Here is a 16,248-nt window from a genome sequence, read left to right as displayed (position 1 = left end):
CGGGAGTCGACATGTATCCGCTTTCCAAGCGTTGCGGCGCGGAGTTCTTTGGCACGTTCTGGCTGGTGTTGGGGGGCTGCGGCGCCGCTGTGCTGGCCGCCGGTTTTCCGGAACTGGGCATCGGTTTCGCAGGCGTGGCGCTGGCCTTCGGCCTGACCGTGCTGACCATGGCGTTCGCGGTCGGCCATATTTCCGGCGGGCATTTCAACCCGGCCGTCACGGTGGGCCTGGTGGCGGGCGGCCGTTTTCCCGCCAAGGAAATCCTGCCTTACGTCATTGCCCAGGTCCTGGGCGCGATCGTGGCCGCTGCGGTGCTGGCCTGCATTGCCAGCGGCAAGCTGGGTTTCGATCTGAAGGGCAGCCATTTCGCGGCCAACGGCTACGGGGCCTATTCGCCGGGCAAGTACTCGATGGTCTCCGCCCTGGTGACGGAAGTCGTGCTGACCGCGGGCTTCATCTTCGTGATCCTGGGGGCGACCAGCAAGCGCGCGCCGGCCGGCTTCGCGGCGATTCCCATCGGACTGGCGCTGACGCTCATCCACCTGATCAGCATTCCGGTGACGAACACCTCGGTCAATCCGGCCCGTTCCACCGGCCCGGCGCTGTTCGTGGGCGGCTGGGCGTTGGAGCAGCTGTGGCTGTTCTGGGTCGCGCCCATCGTCGGGGCGATCGTCGGCGCCATCGCCTACCGGCTGGTCAGCGATCCCGCGCAGGAGCGTAGCTGAGCCAGGCGCTGCACCGGGCGATAATGGGGCCAAGTCTCTGATCCTGGTCCCATGAACGAATTTTCAATCGCCATCAATCTTGTGCTGGCCATGCTGCTTGGCGCCGCCATCGGCGCCGAGCGCCAATGGCGGCAGAACTATGCCGGCGTGGTCACGCATGCGCTGGTCTCGCTGGGCGCGGCCGCCTATACCGCCTTGCCGGCGCTGCTGGACGCCGGCAACGACATGCGCCTGGGCAGCCAGGTCGTGACCGGCATAGGCTTTCTGGGTGCGGGCCTGATCATGCGCGACGGCCTGACCATACGCGGCCTGAGCGCCGCGGCCACCATCTGGGCTACCGGCGCCGTAGGGGTACTTGCCGGCTATGGCTTCCAGGCCGAAGCCAGCGCGGTCACGGCGCTGATCCTGGTCACCAATGTGCTGCTGCGGCGCGGCGCCAGGCTGATGGACCGCTACGTGCCCGATGCGGAAACCGAAGAGCGTTACTACAACATCGCCTTGACCTGCGCCTCCACGGACGAAGCCATAGTGCGGGCGGAATTGCTGAACGCCCTGGGCAAGCACAGCCTGCGCCTGCGCGGCGTGGAAAGCCAGCAGCGCGACGGCGGCCGCTCCGAAGTGACCGCGGTGGTCTATTCCATGCGCCAGGAAGACGAGCGGGTGGAGCAACTGGTGGGCAGCCTCAGTCTGCTGCCGCAGACCTACTCGGCCAGGTGGACCTCCGACACCGGCAACGCCTGAAGCCGGCCCGAATCAGGACGCCGTAAGTCCGATCTCAATACGCTTGCACTCCGATTTCAAGAAGATGAGCGTATTCCGTGACGACAACGATTCCCCCTGCCGGGCCCGCCGGCCTGGCGCACTATGACCGCGTCAGCATCGCGTTTCACTGGCTGACGGCGGCGCTGGTGGTGGGCCTGTTCGCGCTGGCCGAAATCTGGGAATTCCTGCCGCGCGGCACGCCCACGCGGCGCCTGCTGCAGCACCTGCATATTTCGTTCGGCCTGCTGTTTGCCGCCGTGTTCGTGTTGCGCGCCATCTGGCGCGTGAGCGCGGGCAGGCGCCTGCCGCCGGCCGCCACGGGCTGGCTGCGCACGGCTAGTACGGGCGTACACGGATTGCTGTACCTGTTGATGGCGGCGCAGATCGCGCTGGGCTTTCTGTTCCGCTGGGCGCAGGGTGAGCCGTTCGCCTTCTTCGGCCTGTTCGACGTGCCCACGCTGATCGCCATCGACCACGAGCAGCGCCGCTTCATCGGCGGACTGCACAACACCGTGGCCTGGTGCATCATCGTGCTGGCGCTGCTCCATGCCCTGGCCGGCTTGTTCCACCACTATGTCCTGCGTGACGGCGTGCTGCGCCGCATGCTCTCCAGCCGCTGAGGAGCGCGCGGCAAGGGCGGGACGTGAAAGCCGGGCCGGGCAGGTTGTACATTACGCACTATCACTGCCTTACTTCCACAGGATGTACCCATCATGACCGCCCCTGAAGTGTTTATCTCCTCCTCGATCAGCTGCGCGAACGATCGCCCCTTCGTGCTGTTCGGCGGCATCAACGTGCTGGAATCCAAGGAACTGGCGCTGCGCGCCTGCGAGGAATACCAGCGCGTCACCCGCAAGCTGGGCATCCCGTATGTGTTCAAGGCTTCCTTCGACAAGGCCAACCGCTCGTCCATCCATTCCTATCGCGGCCCGGGCCTGGAAGAGGGCATGAAGATCTTCGAGGCGGTCAAGAAGGAATTCGGCGTGCCCGTCATTACCGACGTGCACGAACCCTGGCAGGCCGCGACCGTGGCCGAGGTCGTCGACATCCTGCAACTGCCGGCCTTCCTGGCGCGGCAAACGGACCTGGTGGTGGCGTTGGCCAAGACGCAGCGCATCATCAACATCAAGAAGCCGCAGTTCCTCAGCCCGACCCAGATGCTGAACATCGTCGAGAAGTTCACCGAGGCCGGCAACGACAAGCTCATCCTGTGCGACCGGGGTACCTGCTTCGGCTATGACAATCTGGTTGTAGACATGCTAGGGTTTGGCGTGATGAAGAAAGTGTCCGGCAACCGGCCGCTCATTTTCGACGTCACGCATGCCTTGCAGCAGCGCTCGGCGCTGGATGCGGCATCGGGCGGCCGCCGCGAGCAGGTGGCCGAACTGGCGCGCGCGGGCATGGCCGTGGGGTTGGCCGGCCTGTTCCTGGAAGCTCACCCCGATCCCAAGAACGCGAAGTGCGACGGTCCCAGCGCCTTGCCGCTGGACAAGCTGGAGCCCTTCCTGACCCAGTTGAAGATGCTGGACGACCTGGTGAAGTCCTTTGCCCCTATCGACATCGAACCCTGAATCCCGCGGTCATAACGGCTGCGCAAAGTTGTTATACGATCCGGGCCAAACATTGGGGAGGCCTGGATGTCTTTGTATGTGATCGTCGCCGTTCGAAAAGAGCCCGTCAGCGGGCACGTGGCCTATGTGCGCTGGGGCCAGGCAGAACGCGGCGTCCCCGGCTGGGTCACCGAGCCGGTGACGGCGGCGGCATCCGAGGTCATCGAGGCCATCAAGGACGGCGTGGAAGTCGAAACCGCCATCAGCCAGGACGGTATGAGCGTGGCGTTGCGGCCGGTGCGCGTGCTGGTGGATGACGACGGACGCGAACACCTCGCGTCCGCGCCGGTTCCCAGCTCGACCTTGTACACGCTCTTCGACCTGCCCGAATTCTGATGCGGGCAGCCCGGCAGGCGCCTAGCGCCGGCCCTGCGCGAAATTGAGCAGGGCGTCTCCGGCCATCCGGTAGCGCACCCATTCATCCTGCGGCAGCGCGCCGATCGACTTGTAGAAATCGATGGCGGGCGTGTTCCAGTCCAGCACGCTCCATTCCAGGCGGCCGCAGCCATTGGCCACCGCCTCCTGCGCCAGATGGCGCAACAGATCGCGGCCCGCGCCGATGCCGCGCTGCTCCGGCGTGACGTACAGGTCTTCCAGATAGATGCCGTTCTTGCCCAGCCAGGTCGAGTAGCTGTAGAAGTAGACGGCGTAGCCGATGGGTTTGCCGTCCAGCAGGCACATCAGGGCCTTGGCCGGCGCGTTCTCGGCGAACAGGGTGCGCTCGACGTCCGCGGGGCTGGCGATCACTTCATGCGCGGCGCGTTCGTACACGGCCAGCTCGGTGATGAAGGCATGGATCTGCGCCGCGTCCGAGGCGACGGCGGGGCGAATTTCGATAGTCACGGGTACTTCCTGCTGCTGCTTTTGGGGGCCTTATCCTACCCGTGAATCGGGCGGCGCGCATTTTTGGCCAGCGCGTCCATTCCGGGAATACCCTTACTTGCGCGCTGACCCTGCGGGCGCGATTCTTGAAAGCGTTCTGCCCTCGAGTCCAATGCGTACAACAGGGGACATCTCCCATGCCTGAATCTGGGTCCGCCGTTGCCAGCACGCCTGCCGCAAGCCGTAAAAGGCGTCGCCTGTCCTGGATCTGGCTGGTGCCTCTCATCGCAGCCGTGGGCGGACTGGCGCTGGTCGTACGCGTCTGGATGGAAGCCGGCCCCACCGCCACCATCAGCTTCCAGACCGCCGAAGGGCTGGAGGCCGGCAAGACCCAGGTCCGCTACAAGGAAGTCGTTGTCGGCGTGGTCGAACGCGTGGCCTTGAACTCGGACCGTTCCGGTATCGTCGCGACCGTGCGCATCAACAAGGACGCCGGCAGCCTGCTGCAGGAAGGGACGATGTTCTGGGTGGTCCGGCCCAGGCTGACCCTGAGCGGCGTATCGGGCCTGAGCACCCTGTTCTCCGGCGCCTACATAGGCGTGGACCCGTCCGACCAGTTCCGCCAGGAAACCGAAACCCGCGCCACCAAGTACAGCTTCGTCGGCCTGGAGACGCCGCCCGAGGTGCAGCAGGACCGCGCCGGCAAGCGCTTCACCCTCAAAGCCCACGACCTGGGTTCGCTGGACATAGGTTCACCCGTCTACTTCCGCCGCATCGCGGTGGGCGAGGTGGTCGCCTACCATCTGGACAGCAGCGGGGAAGGCGTCAACGTGCAGGTTTTCATCGACGCGCCCAATGACGACTTCGTCAACAGCGCCACGCGCTTCTGGAATGCCAGCGGCGTGGATTTCAGCGTTGATGCGCGCGGCCTGCAGGTGCGCTCGCAGTCGCTGCTGTCCGTGATCGTGGGGGGCGTTGCGTTCGACACCGTCGAGCAGCATGCGCATGTGGCGGCCAAGGCCGATGCCGAGTTCACCATCTTCTCGTCTGAAGGCGCGGCCCGCGCGCAACCCGATGGCACGCCGCTGCACATCCGCATGCGCTTTGACCAGTCGGTCCGGGGGCTGGTGGTCGGCGCGCCCATCGACGCGTATGGCGCGTCCATCGGCCAGGTGGACTCGATCCGCCTGGAGTTCGATCCGGCGATCAAGCAGTTCTATGCGCTGGTCGGAGCCACCGTCTACCCCGAACGCCTGGGCGCGCAGACGGTCGAGGAAATCAAGGAATACTCGGGTTCGACGCTGCAGCATCCCAGCGGCAAGCTGCTGGCCGCTTTGATCCAGCAGGGCCTGCGCGCGCAACTGCGTATCGGCAATCTGCTGACCGGGCAGCTATATGTCGCCTTGGCGGTGTTCCCCGACGCCAAGCCGGTGACGTTCAAGATGGAAGAGGATCCCTTCATTCCTACCGTGCCGAACAACCTGGATCAGTTGCAGCAGCAGATCAACAGTATCCTCACCAAGCTGGACAGGGTGCCTTTCGAAGGGCTGGGCGCCGATCTGGGCCAATTGCTGCGCGCCACTTCCAGCCTGATGAAGCGGCTCGATACCCGCCTGGCGCCCGAGGCGCAAGCCATGCTGCGCCAGGCCAGCAAGTCCTTGGCTGCCGTGGGCGGGGTGTTGAATCCGGACGCCGGCCTGCCGGTCAATGCCAATGCAGTCTTGCAGGAACTGTCGCGGGCGGCCCGGTCGCTGCGGGAACTGTCGGACTATCTGCAAGCGCATCCGGAGTCGTTGCTGCGCGGCCGCGCTCCCGATGCCCAGTATCAGCGCCAGCCGGCGCGCTAGGCTAGGCCGCGAGCCACTGCGCGATCTGGCGGGCGCTGGTTTGCGCGTCCGTGCCTGAAGTGTCCAGCACCAGGTCGCTGAACGGACGCGTGGCATAGCCTTCGCGGTACATCTGCGCGACGCGCTCCCGCTCCCAATCGGTCAATACCCGTCCGCCTCTGTCCGATTGCGCGGCCGCAAGCGAGGGGGCCAGGGTCACTACGCGCAAGCACGCGCCGTGTTGCCGGCACGCAGCCAGGATTTGCTCGTAGCTATCCTGCTCCAAGGGGTAGGCGATGACCAGATAACGCTCCTGCGCCTCGGCGATCAGCCTGGTGAGGCGGGCCAGCGCCAGCGCCCATTGCTCGGTGTATGGCAGATGGCTGGGGGCGTCGTGATCGTCGCCGTCGATGAAGCGTGCAGCGGGCAGCAGGCCGGCCAGCGCTGCGCCGACCGTGGATTTACCGCTGTTGATCGGGCCGTTGAGATGGATGACGGTGGTGTCGGGCGTTGAGATGGCTGTTCCTTTCAGTGCAGGCGGGCGCGCGAGGCGTCCGCGCCGGCCGAATCAGAACAGGCATTGTCGCAAAGCGAACTTGCGGCCGAAAGCCCGCACTTCGTCGCCGTCCACGGACGCCGCCAGGTCCCAGCGGTCGCCGCGCGTCACCAGGAAGGACCGGCCGGTCGCGGCATGCCGCAAGGCGAATTGCCAGAAGGCTGCCTCGGAGCCTACCGGTTCGAGGTCGTGCGGCCCGATCAGCAGCCGGCTGGGGCGGGGCGTTGCGCCCAGAGTCCAGCGCAGGGCGATACCCAGGAACGCGAAACGCGCCGAGAACGACGACGGCTGGACGGTCAGCACGCGGATTCTGTTGGTCATGGCCAGGACCCCTTGCAGATAGCGTCCAGCGTAGCAAAAGCGGCCCGGGCCATCCATACCGCCTTTGGCGGAAATTGGCGGGCCCGGCTGGCTGCTATTGCTGGATGGCGTCCTGCGCATGGCTGCGCGTGATGCGCCCGAGCAGCAGCAGGGCGCCGGCCGGCGCCAGCGCGAATGCAGCAAACAGCCATTGCGCCGCATGCTGTGCGCCCGCGACGCCCCCGGGATCCGCCAGGCCTGCGCTATTGGTGATGACGCCGGCCAGCGCCGCCGTCAATGCCGTCGCGTAAAGCTGCACCGTCGTGATGGACGAAGATGTCAGGGTTTCTTCGCCGGCAGGCGCCGCGGTGAATATGCGCGTCAGCAGGTGCGGCCAGCTCAGGCCGATGCCGAAGCCCACGCCGGCCAGCGCCAGCACATAGAGCGCCAGCCCCGGGTAGGACTGCAGTTGCGCCGTGCGCGGCGTCATATAGGCCAGGGCGGCCAGCGCGGCCAGGATCACCATGGGACTCAGGCGCACCAGGAAATTCGCCGCCGGGCCGCTGCGGGTGGCGCTGGGCATGGCGGCCAAGGTCCAGCCCGCCGCCATGGCCGCCGTCATGTAGCCGGCCGCCAGCGGTGTCATGCCATGGATGACCTGCAGGAAATACGGCACGAAGATTTCGGTGGTGATAGCCGCTACCACCAGGCACATCACCGCGTACAGCGCGCCCAGCGGCGTGGCTATCGAGTAGGCGCCGGTCGGCAGCAGCCGCTTTGCGGCGCGCTGGTCCACCGCCGCGATCAGCGCGGCGATGGCCAGTCCGGCGGCGATGCCCGCCAGATTCCAGCGCAGGTCCGTCGACAGGCTGGCCAGCGTGATCGCCAGCACACTGGCCACCAGCAGGCCCAGCGTGGTCACGGGCAGCGGGCTTGGCCGCGAGGCCGGAACCGATTCCTTGCCGCCTACCTTGAGGGCCACGATCGCCGCCAGGGCGGCGGCCACGGGCAACAAGGCCCAGAACGCCAGCCGCCAGTGCCCGGTCTGGGCGAAGACGCCGCCGATGGCGGGGCCGCACAGGGTGGCGACGCCCCACATGCCGGACACCAGGGCCATTGCGCGCGACCAGAGCGGCGCCTCGAATACCAGGCGGATCAGGGCATAGCTGAGCGCAAACAGGATGCCGCCACCCAAGCCCTGGATGCTGCGTCCGGCCAGCAGCGCCGGCATGCTCGGCGCCAGCGCGCACACCACGGAACCTGCGGTGAACACCGCGACGGCGAGCAGGTAGGCCGCGCGCGGCCCCAGCGTTTCGATCAGTCTGGCCGACAGCGCCGACCCGACGATGGAGGTCACGACGAACAGTGTGGTGTTCCAGGCGTAATACTCCAAGCCGCCGATGTCCTTGATGACGCTGGGCAGGATGGTGGTGACGATGTAGACGTTGATGGCGTGCAGCGCCACCCCGCCCGCCAGCGCGATCGAGCGCAGGGCATTGGTCCCGTGCAGCAGATCTGCCCAGGACGCGCTTGAAACATGGGTTGTGCCGGTGCTCACGCGGTCTTCCGCCTTCGAGAGAAATTATTTAAACAAGGTATTTATTGGATAATACGCATGCCGGCGCGCAACAGCAAACGCTGTGTACGAGCGCCGCAGTCCTCGCCGCGGCGGCGGTCAGCGCTTGAGCAAGCCGCGCAACAGCAGGTCCAGCGCCTGCAAGGCCTGCGCCAGACGCGGGCCGTCCTCGGCGTCCTGCGCGATCCAGAAGGCACTTTCGACCAGGCTGCCGTTGATCAGCCGCGCCAGCGCCTGCGGTGCGGCGGCTTCGATCAGGTCCTGATCCATCATCGTCTGCAACAGCGCGGCGAGGGAAGCAATGCAGTGTTGCTGCGAGCCGTCCGCCGCCCCGCCCAGCACCGCCCGTGCATCTTGCAGCACGATGCGCCGGATCTCGGTTTCGGCCGCCATCTGCAGATACGCGCGGCAGCGTCCCTGCAAGGCGGACCAGGCATCGGGCGCCTGCGCTGCGATGGCCGCCAGGCGCTGGTCCATTTCGCCGTCGATCTGTTCGACCACGGCGGCGAGCAGGCCTTTCTTGTCGCCGAAGTGGTGGTACAGGGCGCCCCGGGTCAACCCCGCCGCCGCCGTGAAGTCGTCCATGGACGTGGCCGCATAGCCGCCATCGCGGAAGGCTTGCCGGGCCGTGGCCAACAGTTTCGCGCGGGTGGCTTCGATCATCTCGGCGCGGGAACGCGTCATGCTCTCTCCATGCACATACGATACGTATGTAAATTGACATACGCATCGTATGTGAATACGATGCCGCTGTCCATGGCAATCAAAGGTTTCCGGTGTCGAATCCGTATCGCGAGTTGTTCCAGGCGCCCGGCGCACTGGGTTTTGTCCTGGCCGGCGCCATCGCCCGCCTGCCTTTGCCCATGATCGGCATCGGCATCATCACCATGCTGTCCGAGGTTCGCGGGTCCTACGCGTTGGCGGGCGCCGTCGCCGCCACGTTTGCGCTGGCCACGGCCTTGCTGGCGCCGCGGATTTCCCGCCTGGTGGACCGCCATGGCCAGGGCAGGGTGCTGCCGGTAGCCGCGGGCCTGTGCGTCGCGGGGCTGGTTGGCCTGGCGGCCTGCGTGCAATGGAATGCGCCCGAGTGGACCCTGTTTGTCTTCGCCGCGCTGGCTGGCGCCTTGCCCAGCATGCCGGCGATGATACGCGCGCGCTGGACCGAGATATTCAGGGACCAGCCGCAGTTGCGCACCGCCTACGCGCTGGAGTCCGTGGCCGACGAGCTGAGCTTCATCGTCGGCCCGCCGCTGGCCGTCGGGCTGAGCGCGCTGTTCTTTCCGCAGGCTGGCCCCTTGTTCGCGGCGTTGCTGCTCGCGGTGGGCGTCACGGCCTTCGTGCTGCAGCGGGCCACGGCGCCTGCCGTGCGGTTTACGCAGGAAGGGCGTCAGGCGTCGGTGTTGCGCATGCCGCCGATGCGGTCCCTGCTGGCGATGATGGCCGCCATGGGCGTCATCGTCGGCACCATCGACGTCCTGAGCGTCGCCTTTGCCCGGCAGCAGGGCATGCCGGCCGGCGCCAGCCTGGTGCTGTCGGCCTATGCCCTGGGTTCCTGCGTGGCCGGCCTGGTGTTCGGCGTACTGAAGTTCCAGATGCCGCTGGCCCGCCTGCTTGTGGTCGCGGCGGCGGTCACGGCGTTCACCACGGTTCCGCTGCTGCTGGTGAACGATCTGCCGACCCTGGTGCTGGGCGTGCTGCTGGCCGGCCTGTCGTTCGCGCCGACCATGATCATCGCGATGGCGCTGGTGGAAAGCAGCGTGCCTGGCCATCGCCTGACGGAAGGCCTGACGTGGCTGGTGACTGGCCTGGGTGCGGGCGTCGCGGCGGGCGCGGCGCTGGCGGGCTGGGTGGTCGACCACTACGGCGTGGGCGCGGGATTCTGGACGGCGGTAGGGGCGGGCGCCATCGTGCTGCTGGCCGCCATGCCGGTGGGACGCAGTCCCGTGGCCGGTCGCGCCGGCGCCTGACCAGGCCGGCCGATAGAATGGGGAGTCCGGCGCCCTCACCAGGCGCGCCGCAAGGAGAACCGCATGTCCAGAACAGTCGTCAATCCCGACACCGTGTTCAACACCGTCCAGTATGGATTCAGCCAGGCCGTCATCGTCACGGGGCAGCGCCGCATGCTGCTGTCCGGCCAGGTTGGCGTCGACATCAACGAGCGTACGGCGGGGCCGGGCCTGCAGGAGCAGACCGAAGCCGCGCTGGACAATGTCGAGCGCGTGCTGGCTGCGGCCGGCGGCACTTTGGCGCAGGTGATCATGCTGCGCATCTACATCTGCGAAACGGCCAGGGAAGATCAGGAAGTCATTGCGCAGGCGCTGCGCGACCGCTTCAAGAAAGATCCTCCGCCCTCATCGTGGATCATCGTCAGCGGCCTGTCGCTGCCGGAATGGCTGATCGAGATCGAGGCCGAGGCCATGCTCGACTAGGCGCGCCAGGGCGCCGTTGCAAAGGCGGCGCGCAGATGCGCCAGAAAGCCGGCCGTGCGCGCGGGCAGTTCCTGGCGCGATTTCACCAGGGCCACCACGTCGGCCGACGGCAAGGTCCAGCCGGGCAGCAGCGGCACCAGCGCGCGCGCCTGCAGATGCGTGGCCACATCCCATTCCGAGCGCACGATGATGCCGTGCCCGGCCAGGGCCCACTCCACGGCGGTTTCCCCGGCATTGCTGGACAGCACCGGCGCCACGCGCACCCCCACGGCCGGGCCGCGTCCATGCTTGAAGCGCCACAAGGTCACGTCTTCATCGTTCTCGCGCAGCGCGATGCAGTCGTGCCCGCGCAGGTCCTCGGGCTTGGCAGGAGCGCCGTGGCGCGCCAGGTAGGAGGGCGCCGCGCACAGGATCCGGCGATTGGGCGCCAGCGGGTACGCGACCAATGTCGAATCGCGCAGCTCGCCGATGTGAACCATCACATCCCAGTCATCGGAAGCCAGCCGCGGCGGCCCGTCGGATAGCGTCAGGCTGGCGGTCACGTCCGCGCTTTGGCTGCGGAACTCGGCGACCAGCCCAGCGATGTAGCGCTGCCCGAATCCCAGCGGCGCGACCACGCGCAGATGGCCTGCCACCACGCCCCTGCGGCCTGCCAGTTCGTCGGCCAGGTCGCCCAGTTCGCCGCAGATCTGTTCCGCCCGCAGCGCCAGCAGCCTGCCTTCGTCGGTCAGCGCGGTGCCGCGTCCCGAACGGTTGACCAGCCTGACCCCCAGCCGTTTTTCCAGCGTATGCAGTCTTTGGGTGACTGCGGGCGGCGTGACATCCAGCGCGCGCGCCGCTTCGGCCAGCGAGCGGGTGGCGGCCAGGCTAAGGAAGAAACGCAGGTCTTCGGTCGTAATCATGCAGGTATGGATTAATGGATAATTAAGTCTAGATTAAACACGCGGAACCGCCGTCGCGCCATACTTCAGCCATTCCGATACGCCATGCCGAGAACGCCATGAACCAGAACGCCACGCCTACCTCCCTCGAGACCCTGGATACCCCGTGCCTGCTGCTCGACGAGACGCGCATGATGCGCAACATCGAGCGTCTGAACGCGCTGATGGCCGGGCACGGGGTGCAACTGCGTCCGCACCTGAAGACGCCCAAATCGATAGATGTCGCGCGCCGGCTCATGTCTACACCCCAGGGGCCGGCCGCCGTGTCCACGCTGCAGGAGGCCGAACAGTTCGCGGCTGCCGGCGTCACCGACCTGCTGTACGCCGTGGGCGTGTCGCCGGCAAAGCTGGACCGCGTGCTGGCGCTGCGCCGCCGCGGCGTGGATCTCACCGTGGTGGTGGACAGCCTGGAAGCGGCGCGCGCCGTCGCCCAGCGGGGGAGGGATGCTGGCGACGCCATCCCGGCACTGATCGAGATCGACTGCGACGGCCATCGCGCCGGGGTGCAGCCGGGTAATACGGCACAGTTGCTGGCGATTGCGCGCGTCCTGCATGAGGACGGCGCGTGCCTGCGCGGCGTCATGACGCACGCCGGCGAATCGTACGGCTGCGATAGCGTCGACGCCATTGCCGACATGGCCGAGCAGGAGCGCGTGGCGGCCGTGAGTTGCGCCGAGGCGATCCGCCAGGCTGGCCTGCCATGTCCCGTGGTGAGCGTGGGATCCACCCCCACCGCGCATTTCGCCCGCAAGCTCGATGGCGTGACCGAAGTGCGCGCGGGCGTATACGTATTCTTCGATCTGGTGATGGCCGGGCTGGGCGTGTGTACGGTCGACGACATCGCCGCCACGGTGTTGACGACCGTGATCGGCCATCAGCCGGACAAGGGCTGGATCCTGGTGGATGCTGGATGGATGGCCATGTCGCGCGACCGGGGCACGGCCAAGCAGCGGGTGGACCAACTGTACGGGCTGGTGTGCGACGCCAGCGGCACGGTCTATCCCGACTTGCTGCTGGCCGAGACCAACCAGGAGCAGGGCATCATCAAGGTGCGTCCTGGTAGCGGCGCCGCCTTGCCCGAGCTGCCGCTGGGGGCGAAGCTGCGCATCGTGCCCAATCACGCCTGCGCGACCTGCGCCCAGCATGATGCCTACGAGGTCGTGCGTCCGGATTCGTCCGGGGTGGTGGCGCATTGGGAACGCTTTCGCGGCTGGTAAGCCGCCTTTCACGAGGAGGCATGCATGGATCTCATCCATACGAATCGGGCCACGCCGCCCGCGGGCCATTATTCGCAGGCGGTCCGCGCCAACGGTTTCATATTCGTTTCGGGGCAATTGGGCTTCCTGCCGCCCGCTGCGCCGGGCGCGCGACCAGCGCTGGCCGATGGCGCTGCGGCCCAGACCCGGGAAGCGCTGCGCAGTGTTCGCGCCATACTCGAAGCGGCCGGCGCGTCGCTTGCCGCGGTCGCCAGCGTGACCGTGTACATCCCGGACGTGGCGCTTTGGGACGAGGTCAACCAAGTCTACGAGGAGTGCTTCGGCGCTCACCGGCCCGCGCGGGCCATTGTGCCCACCCGCGAGCTGCACTACGGCGCCCAGGTGGAGATCAGCGTGGTCGCCGTCGCCTAGCCCGCGGCGGACCGCGCAGGCGGACGCCTATAATGCCTGCGCCTCAATACCTTCGGGGGAGACCGTCCGCATGCAGTACGAATACCTGTTCTGGTCCATGGCCGCTATGGTGGCGGCGGCGCTGGCAGGCGGCTCGCTATGCGGGCGCCTGGGCTCCGTCAAGCGGGTGCTGCTGGGGGTTGTCGCGCTGGCCGCGGCGGTGGGCGTGGCGGTGTTCCTGCTGTCCCGCCACGGCGGCTTCAGCGAACTGTCGGCGATGCTGTCGATCGCCGCCTTCATGTTCAGCCTGGTGATCGGCGCCGCCGCATCGCTGCTCACGCGGCGCATACTCTTGCGCCGCTGAGCGCTTCGCGCCTTATTCTTCGGCGTCGAAATCTTCGTCGTCTTCGTCTTCTTCATCCTGTTCCAGGGCGTCGTAGCCCTTCCAGGTGATGCGCCAGCGCGTCGCGCCCGCGGTGGCCGCCGTCTCGCTGATCTGCTTGACCAGGCCGGCGTCTTCCAGCAGGTCGAGGTGATGCGCAATCAGTTGCAGGCCTTGCTCTTCGGGATGCGGCGCCAGGGCCACGTTTTTGATGTCGTGCGTGCTCAGGTTGGGGCCGGGGGCGTCGCGCAGGGCGCCCAGGATAGTGACGACCAGGTCGAAATCGCGTTGCATGTTGTCCACCATTCATTGGGGGTAAAAGACAGGCCGACGATAGCAGAGATCCATTGCCGCGACGCGACAGGGGCCGCAGCCGGGTTACAGTCCAGGGTTCTCGATAACCGATACATGCAGATTCCATGAAGAAACCCGCAGAGCGCGATTGCCTCGCGCTGATCCCCGGCTACACGGGCCAGGCCGCCAAGCTCTTTCTCACGCGCAGCGAGGACGGCCGCATCGAAGGCGTGACCGTGTTCGATCTGCTTGGCCATATCAAGCTGCAGGGCGATGCGGATGCGGCGGCGGCGTGGGTCGGCGACTGGCTGGCCCAGGAGGCCGGTAACCGCAAGGCCCGCCGTACGCAGCTCCTGGCCCAGATGTTCGTCTGCAAGCTTGCCGGCGAGGAGAAGGACCGCTTCCTGGCGGCGCAGAAGCCGCTGGTCCGGGTTCTGGCCGATGCCGGGGTGCGGACCCGTCCCGTTGCCGCCACCTCCGGCGCCGCGCGGCAGTCGCTTGGTCCTACTGTCAAGAAGCATTAGCCCAAGGCTGTTATAGTCGCGCCTGGGCGTGCGAGTGCACCTGCAAGGTGCGTGCCCAGGCGGGCAGCGCCCGCAAGTCAAGGAAGAGTGATCATGGAAATAGTAAGTCGGCAGGTTGCCGACGTAGCGGGCGGCGTCGAGCTGCACACCACGCTGGATGGCGAGAGCATCAGCGTCTACGTCCTGGAAGGCGTGGCGGATCTCAATGCGATCGCAGACATCGTGCCGCGTGAAAAAGTCGAAGCAGGGGCTGACATACACGCCTCTAGTGTCGACAATGTTGATAATGCGCAAGAACAGATCGACCAAGTCCTGGAGAATATGAATCCCGGCGACGTGGCGGTTTTCCTTTGCTCGGGTCCCGATGCTTTCGGCGCGGCGCTCGATCTGCTGGGTTTACCTATCGACGAGTAAGCCTGGCGGCAAACCAAAGTGCTAGCCCGAACGGCGTATGAAGAAATCCTCGTACGCGGGCAGGCGGCATTTATATAAGCCTAGATTGTTTTTTTATGATGCGTGGGTGTAAACACCTATGCAGGACTTCTTATTGCCTATGAAAATGTGTGGAATCCGCGTGCAGTTTCTCTTTGTTGCATTATTGGCACGCATTTTTTAGGATTATGTTGACTTGTGAGGGGAACCTAACGATAGTGTCGGCACACGATCACAAGCGTTGCGATTTTCGTTCAGTGCCGTGCCTTTTCCGGCTCAGCGTTATTGTTCTACTGTCCCCTCCTTGATTGATTCGTGACCTCCGGGCATTTGCCCATTATCTCTAGGAAATACAGTATGGAAACCGGCGTCGTTAAGTGGTTCAACTCGGAAAAGGGCTATGGCTTCATCACTCCGGAAGCGGGTGGTAAGGATCTGTTCGCTCACTTCTCCGAAATTCAGGGCTCGGGCTTCAAGTCTCTGGAAGAGAACCAGCGCGTCAGCTTTGTGACGGCCAACGGCCCCAAGGGCCCGCAAGCTACGAAGATCCAGGTCCTGTAAGGGTCTGAGTTTTCGATAGAAGCCCCCTCGTGGGGCTTTTTTGTTTTCTGCCGCAGCGTTCCTAAACATGGAAAGTATCGCTGCGCTTGTAATCTCAGGGTAATCCCTAGAGTGCGTTATTCAGGTTTCCAAGTCACACCCGATTCATTCATTCGGTGTATGGATCCTAATATGGTGCGCGTCTCTGTTATTGTCGGCCTTGCTTTCGACTTCAGGATATGCGCGCTCATGACTTCTACCCCCGCCACGCAAATCGTTCCGCAACCCCACGAGGTGGTGGCGTTCTGGCGCGATGCCGGCCCGCAACAGTGGTTCAACAAGAGCGCGGACTTCGACGCAGCCTTCCGCGCCCGTTTCGAGGCCGCCCACATGGCTGCGGCCGCGCGCCAGTTGGATGCGTGGCTGGACGATGCCACCGGCGCCTTGGCCCTGATGGTCCTGTTGGACCAGTTTCCGCGCAACGCCTACCGGGGGACGGCGCACATGTTCGCCACGGACCCTTTGGCCCAGTACTTCGCCGACCGGGCCATCGCGGCCGGCCATGATCTGGGGGTGGACCCGCAACTGCGTCAGTTTTTCTACCTGCCCTTCGAGCACGCGGAGAACCTCGCCGCGCAAAACCGCGCCGTGGCCTTGATGGAACCATTGGACGCCGACTCGCTGCGCTGGGCGGTCCTGCATCGCGACATCATCAAGCGCTTCGGGCGCTTTCCCCATCGCAATGCCGCGTTGGGCCGGCAAACTACGCAGGCGGAGCAGGAGTTTCTCGATTCCGGCGGGTTTGCGGGGTAGGCGCACCGCGCGCGGCACGTGGGTCCAGGCGCCTTTCCGGCAGCAGGTATCCGCATGTGTCTACGCGTGCCAAGTTGAAAATTTCCGGGCTGCCTGGCGGTGTCAAACC

General features: G+C 65.9%; 22 protein-coding genes. 15 read left to right on the top strand and 7 right to left on the bottom strand.

Features of this window, described 5'->3' with window-relative positions:
* Positions 1-11: 11 nt before the first annotated feature.
* The 5 genes from aqpZ to IB257_RS07120 all read left to right on the top strand — a co-directional run bounded on the left by aqpZ (position 12) and on the right by IB257_RS07120 (position 3,433).
* Positions 12-725: an aquaporin Z gene (gene aqpZ / locus IB257_RS07140; protein WP_054456051.1), complete on the top strand. Its 714-nt coding sequence runs from the start codon at positions 12-14 to the stop codon at positions 723-725.
* 51 nt (positions 726-776) lie between these two features.
* The gene (locus IB257_RS07135; protein WP_192492090.1) at positions 777-1,466 is read left to right on the top strand and encodes an MgtC/SapB family protein; all 690 of its coding nucleotides are present in this window, start codon (positions 777-779) and stop codon (positions 1,464-1,466) included.
* Between the two features lie 77 nt (positions 1,467-1,543).
* Complete coding sequence (locus tag IB257_RS07130; protein ID WP_192492089.1) at positions 1,544-2,107, top strand: cytochrome b; 564 nt, start codon at positions 1,544-1,546, stop codon at positions 2,105-2,107.
* Positions 2,108-2,200: 93 nt separating this feature from the next.
* Complete coding sequence (gene kdsA, locus IB257_RS07125) at positions 2,201-3,058, top strand: 3-deoxy-8-phosphooctulonate synthase (protein ID WP_054456057.1); 858 nt, start codon at positions 2,201-2,203, stop codon at positions 3,056-3,058.
* A 66-nt stretch (positions 3,059-3,124) separates the two neighbouring features.
* Positions 3,125-3,433: a hypothetical protein gene (locus tag IB257_RS07120; protein ID WP_054456059.1), complete on the top strand. Its 309-nt coding sequence runs from the start codon at positions 3,125-3,127 to the stop codon at positions 3,431-3,433.
* A 21-nt stretch (positions 3,434-3,454) separates the two neighbouring features.
* Here the strand turns inward: IB257_RS07120 and IB257_RS07115 are convergent, their stop codons facing one another.
* Positions 3,455-3,940 (bottom strand): GNAT family N-acetyltransferase, encoded by a 486-nt coding sequence (locus IB257_RS07115; protein WP_054456062.1) that lies wholly within the window; start codon positions 3,938-3,940, stop codon positions 3,455-3,457.
* A gap of 176 nt (positions 3,941-4,116) precedes the next feature.
* On the opposite strand from IB257_RS07115, the gene IB257_RS07110 reads away from it, so the two are divergent.
* Complete coding sequence (locus IB257_RS07110) at positions 4,117-5,766, top strand: intermembrane transport protein PqiB (RefSeq protein WP_054456064.1); 1,650 nt, start codon at positions 4,117-4,119, stop codon at positions 5,764-5,766.
* A 1-nt stretch (position 5,767) separates the two neighbouring features.
* Here the strand turns inward: IB257_RS07110 and IB257_RS31510 are convergent, their stop codons facing one another.
* The 4 genes from IB257_RS31510 to IB257_RS07090 form a co-directional block, all read right to left on the bottom strand.
* Positions 5,768-5,974: a hypothetical protein gene (locus IB257_RS31510; protein WP_225588756.1), complete on the bottom strand. Its 207-nt coding sequence runs from the start codon at positions 5,972-5,974 to the stop codon at positions 5,768-5,770.
* A gap of 339 nt (positions 5,975-6,313) precedes the next feature.
* Positions 6,314-6,622 carry a hypothetical protein gene (locus IB257_RS07100; RefSeq protein ID WP_054456476.1) on the bottom strand — a complete coding sequence of 103 codons (309 nt, stop codon included), beginning with the start codon at positions 6,620-6,622 and terminating at the stop codon, positions 6,314-6,316.
* Positions 6,623-6,716: 94 nt separating this feature from the next.
* The gene (locus IB257_RS07095) at positions 6,717-8,159 is read right to left on the bottom strand and encodes an MFS transporter (protein ID WP_119449346.1); all 1,443 of its coding nucleotides are present in this window, start codon (positions 8,157-8,159) and stop codon (positions 6,717-6,719) included.
* Positions 8,160-8,276: 117 nt separating this feature from the next.
* Positions 8,277-8,861, bottom strand: coding sequence for a TetR/AcrR family transcriptional regulator (locus tag IB257_RS07090; protein WP_192492088.1), 585 nt, complete (start codon positions 8,859-8,861; stop codon positions 8,277-8,279).
* A 92-nt stretch (positions 8,862-8,953) separates the two neighbouring features.
* Here IB257_RS07090 and IB257_RS07085 point away from each other — a divergent pair, with 92 nt between their 5' ends.
* Both IB257_RS07085 and IB257_RS07080 read left to right on the top strand, forming a co-directional pair.
* Positions 8,954-10,144, top strand: coding sequence for an MFS transporter (locus tag IB257_RS07085; protein WP_192492087.1), 1,191 nt, complete (start codon positions 8,954-8,956; stop codon positions 10,142-10,144).
* Positions 10,145-10,207: 63 nt separating this feature from the next.
* Positions 10,208-10,606 carry a RidA family protein gene (locus IB257_RS07080; RefSeq protein ID WP_054456073.1) on the top strand — a complete coding sequence of 133 codons (399 nt, stop codon included), beginning with the start codon at positions 10,208-10,210 and terminating at the stop codon, positions 10,604-10,606.
* Here the strand turns inward: IB257_RS07080 and IB257_RS07075 are convergent.
* Positions 10,603-11,508 carry a LysR family transcriptional regulator gene (locus IB257_RS07075; protein WP_054456075.1) on the bottom strand — a complete coding sequence of 302 codons (906 nt, stop codon included), beginning with the start codon at positions 11,506-11,508 and terminating at the stop codon, positions 10,603-10,605. The two genes, IB257_RS07080 and IB257_RS07075, sit on opposite strands and share 4 nt — an antisense overlap.
* 98 nt (positions 11,509-11,606) lie before the next feature.
* Here IB257_RS07075 and IB257_RS07070 point away from each other — a divergent pair, with 98 nt between their 5' ends.
* The 3 genes from IB257_RS07070 (at position 11,607) to IB257_RS07060 (ending at position 13,518) form a co-directional block, all read left to right on the top strand.
* Positions 11,607-12,764, top strand: coding sequence for a DSD1 family PLP-dependent enzyme (locus tag IB257_RS07070; protein ID WP_192492086.1), 1,158 nt, complete (start codon positions 11,607-11,609; stop codon positions 12,762-12,764).
* A gap of 24 nt (positions 12,765-12,788) precedes the next feature.
* The gene (locus IB257_RS07065; protein WP_054456078.1) at positions 12,789-13,175 is read left to right on the top strand and encodes a RidA family protein; all 387 of its coding nucleotides are present in this window, start codon (positions 12,789-12,791) and stop codon (positions 13,173-13,175) included.
* 70 nt (positions 13,176-13,245) lie between these two features.
* Entirely contained in the window at positions 13,246-13,518 is a 273-nt protein-coding gene (locus IB257_RS07060; protein ID WP_054456080.1) for a hypothetical protein, read from the top strand.
* A gap of 12 nt (positions 13,519-13,530) precedes the next feature.
* On the opposite strand, the gene IB257_RS07055 is transcribed toward IB257_RS07060, so the two are convergent.
* Entirely contained in the window at positions 13,531-13,830 is a 300-nt protein-coding gene (locus tag IB257_RS07055) for a DUF2513 domain-containing protein (protein ID WP_054456477.1), read from the bottom strand.
* A 125-nt stretch (positions 13,831-13,955) separates the two neighbouring features.
* Here IB257_RS07055 and IB257_RS07050 point away from each other — a divergent pair, with 125 nt between their 5' ends.
* The 4 genes from IB257_RS07050 to IB257_RS07035 all read left to right on the top strand — a co-directional run bounded on the left by IB257_RS07050 (position 13,956) and on the right by IB257_RS07035 (position 16,139).
* Complete coding sequence (locus IB257_RS07050) at positions 13,956-14,354, top strand: hypothetical protein (protein ID WP_192328534.1); 399 nt, start codon at positions 13,956-13,958, stop codon at positions 14,352-14,354.
* Positions 14,355-14,447: 93 nt separating this feature from the next.
* Complete coding sequence (locus IB257_RS07045; protein ID WP_054456085.1) at positions 14,448-14,768, top strand: hypothetical protein; 321 nt, start codon at positions 14,448-14,450, stop codon at positions 14,766-14,768.
* Positions 14,769-15,143: 375 nt separating this feature from the next.
* Positions 15,144-15,347: a cold-shock protein gene (locus IB257_RS07040; RefSeq protein WP_006220190.1), complete on the top strand. Its 204-nt coding sequence runs from the start codon at positions 15,144-15,146 to the stop codon at positions 15,345-15,347.
* A gap of 228 nt (positions 15,348-15,575) precedes the next feature.
* Positions 15,576-16,139 carry a DUF924 family protein gene (locus IB257_RS07035; protein WP_054456086.1) on the top strand — a complete coding sequence of 188 codons (564 nt, stop codon included), beginning with the start codon at positions 15,576-15,578 and terminating at the stop codon, positions 16,137-16,139.
* The last annotated feature ends 109 nt before the right edge of the window (positions 16,140-16,248 follow it).

Origin of the sequence: Achromobacter sp. ACM03 (genome assembly GCF_014851665.1) — a bacterium.
GTDB lineage: Bacteria > Pseudomonadota > Gammaproteobacteria > Burkholderiales > Burkholderiaceae_B > Achromobacter > Achromobacter aegrifaciens.
The sequence above is the reverse complement of the archived record's forward strand: the minus strand, read 5'-3'. Positions and strand labels throughout refer to the sequence as shown.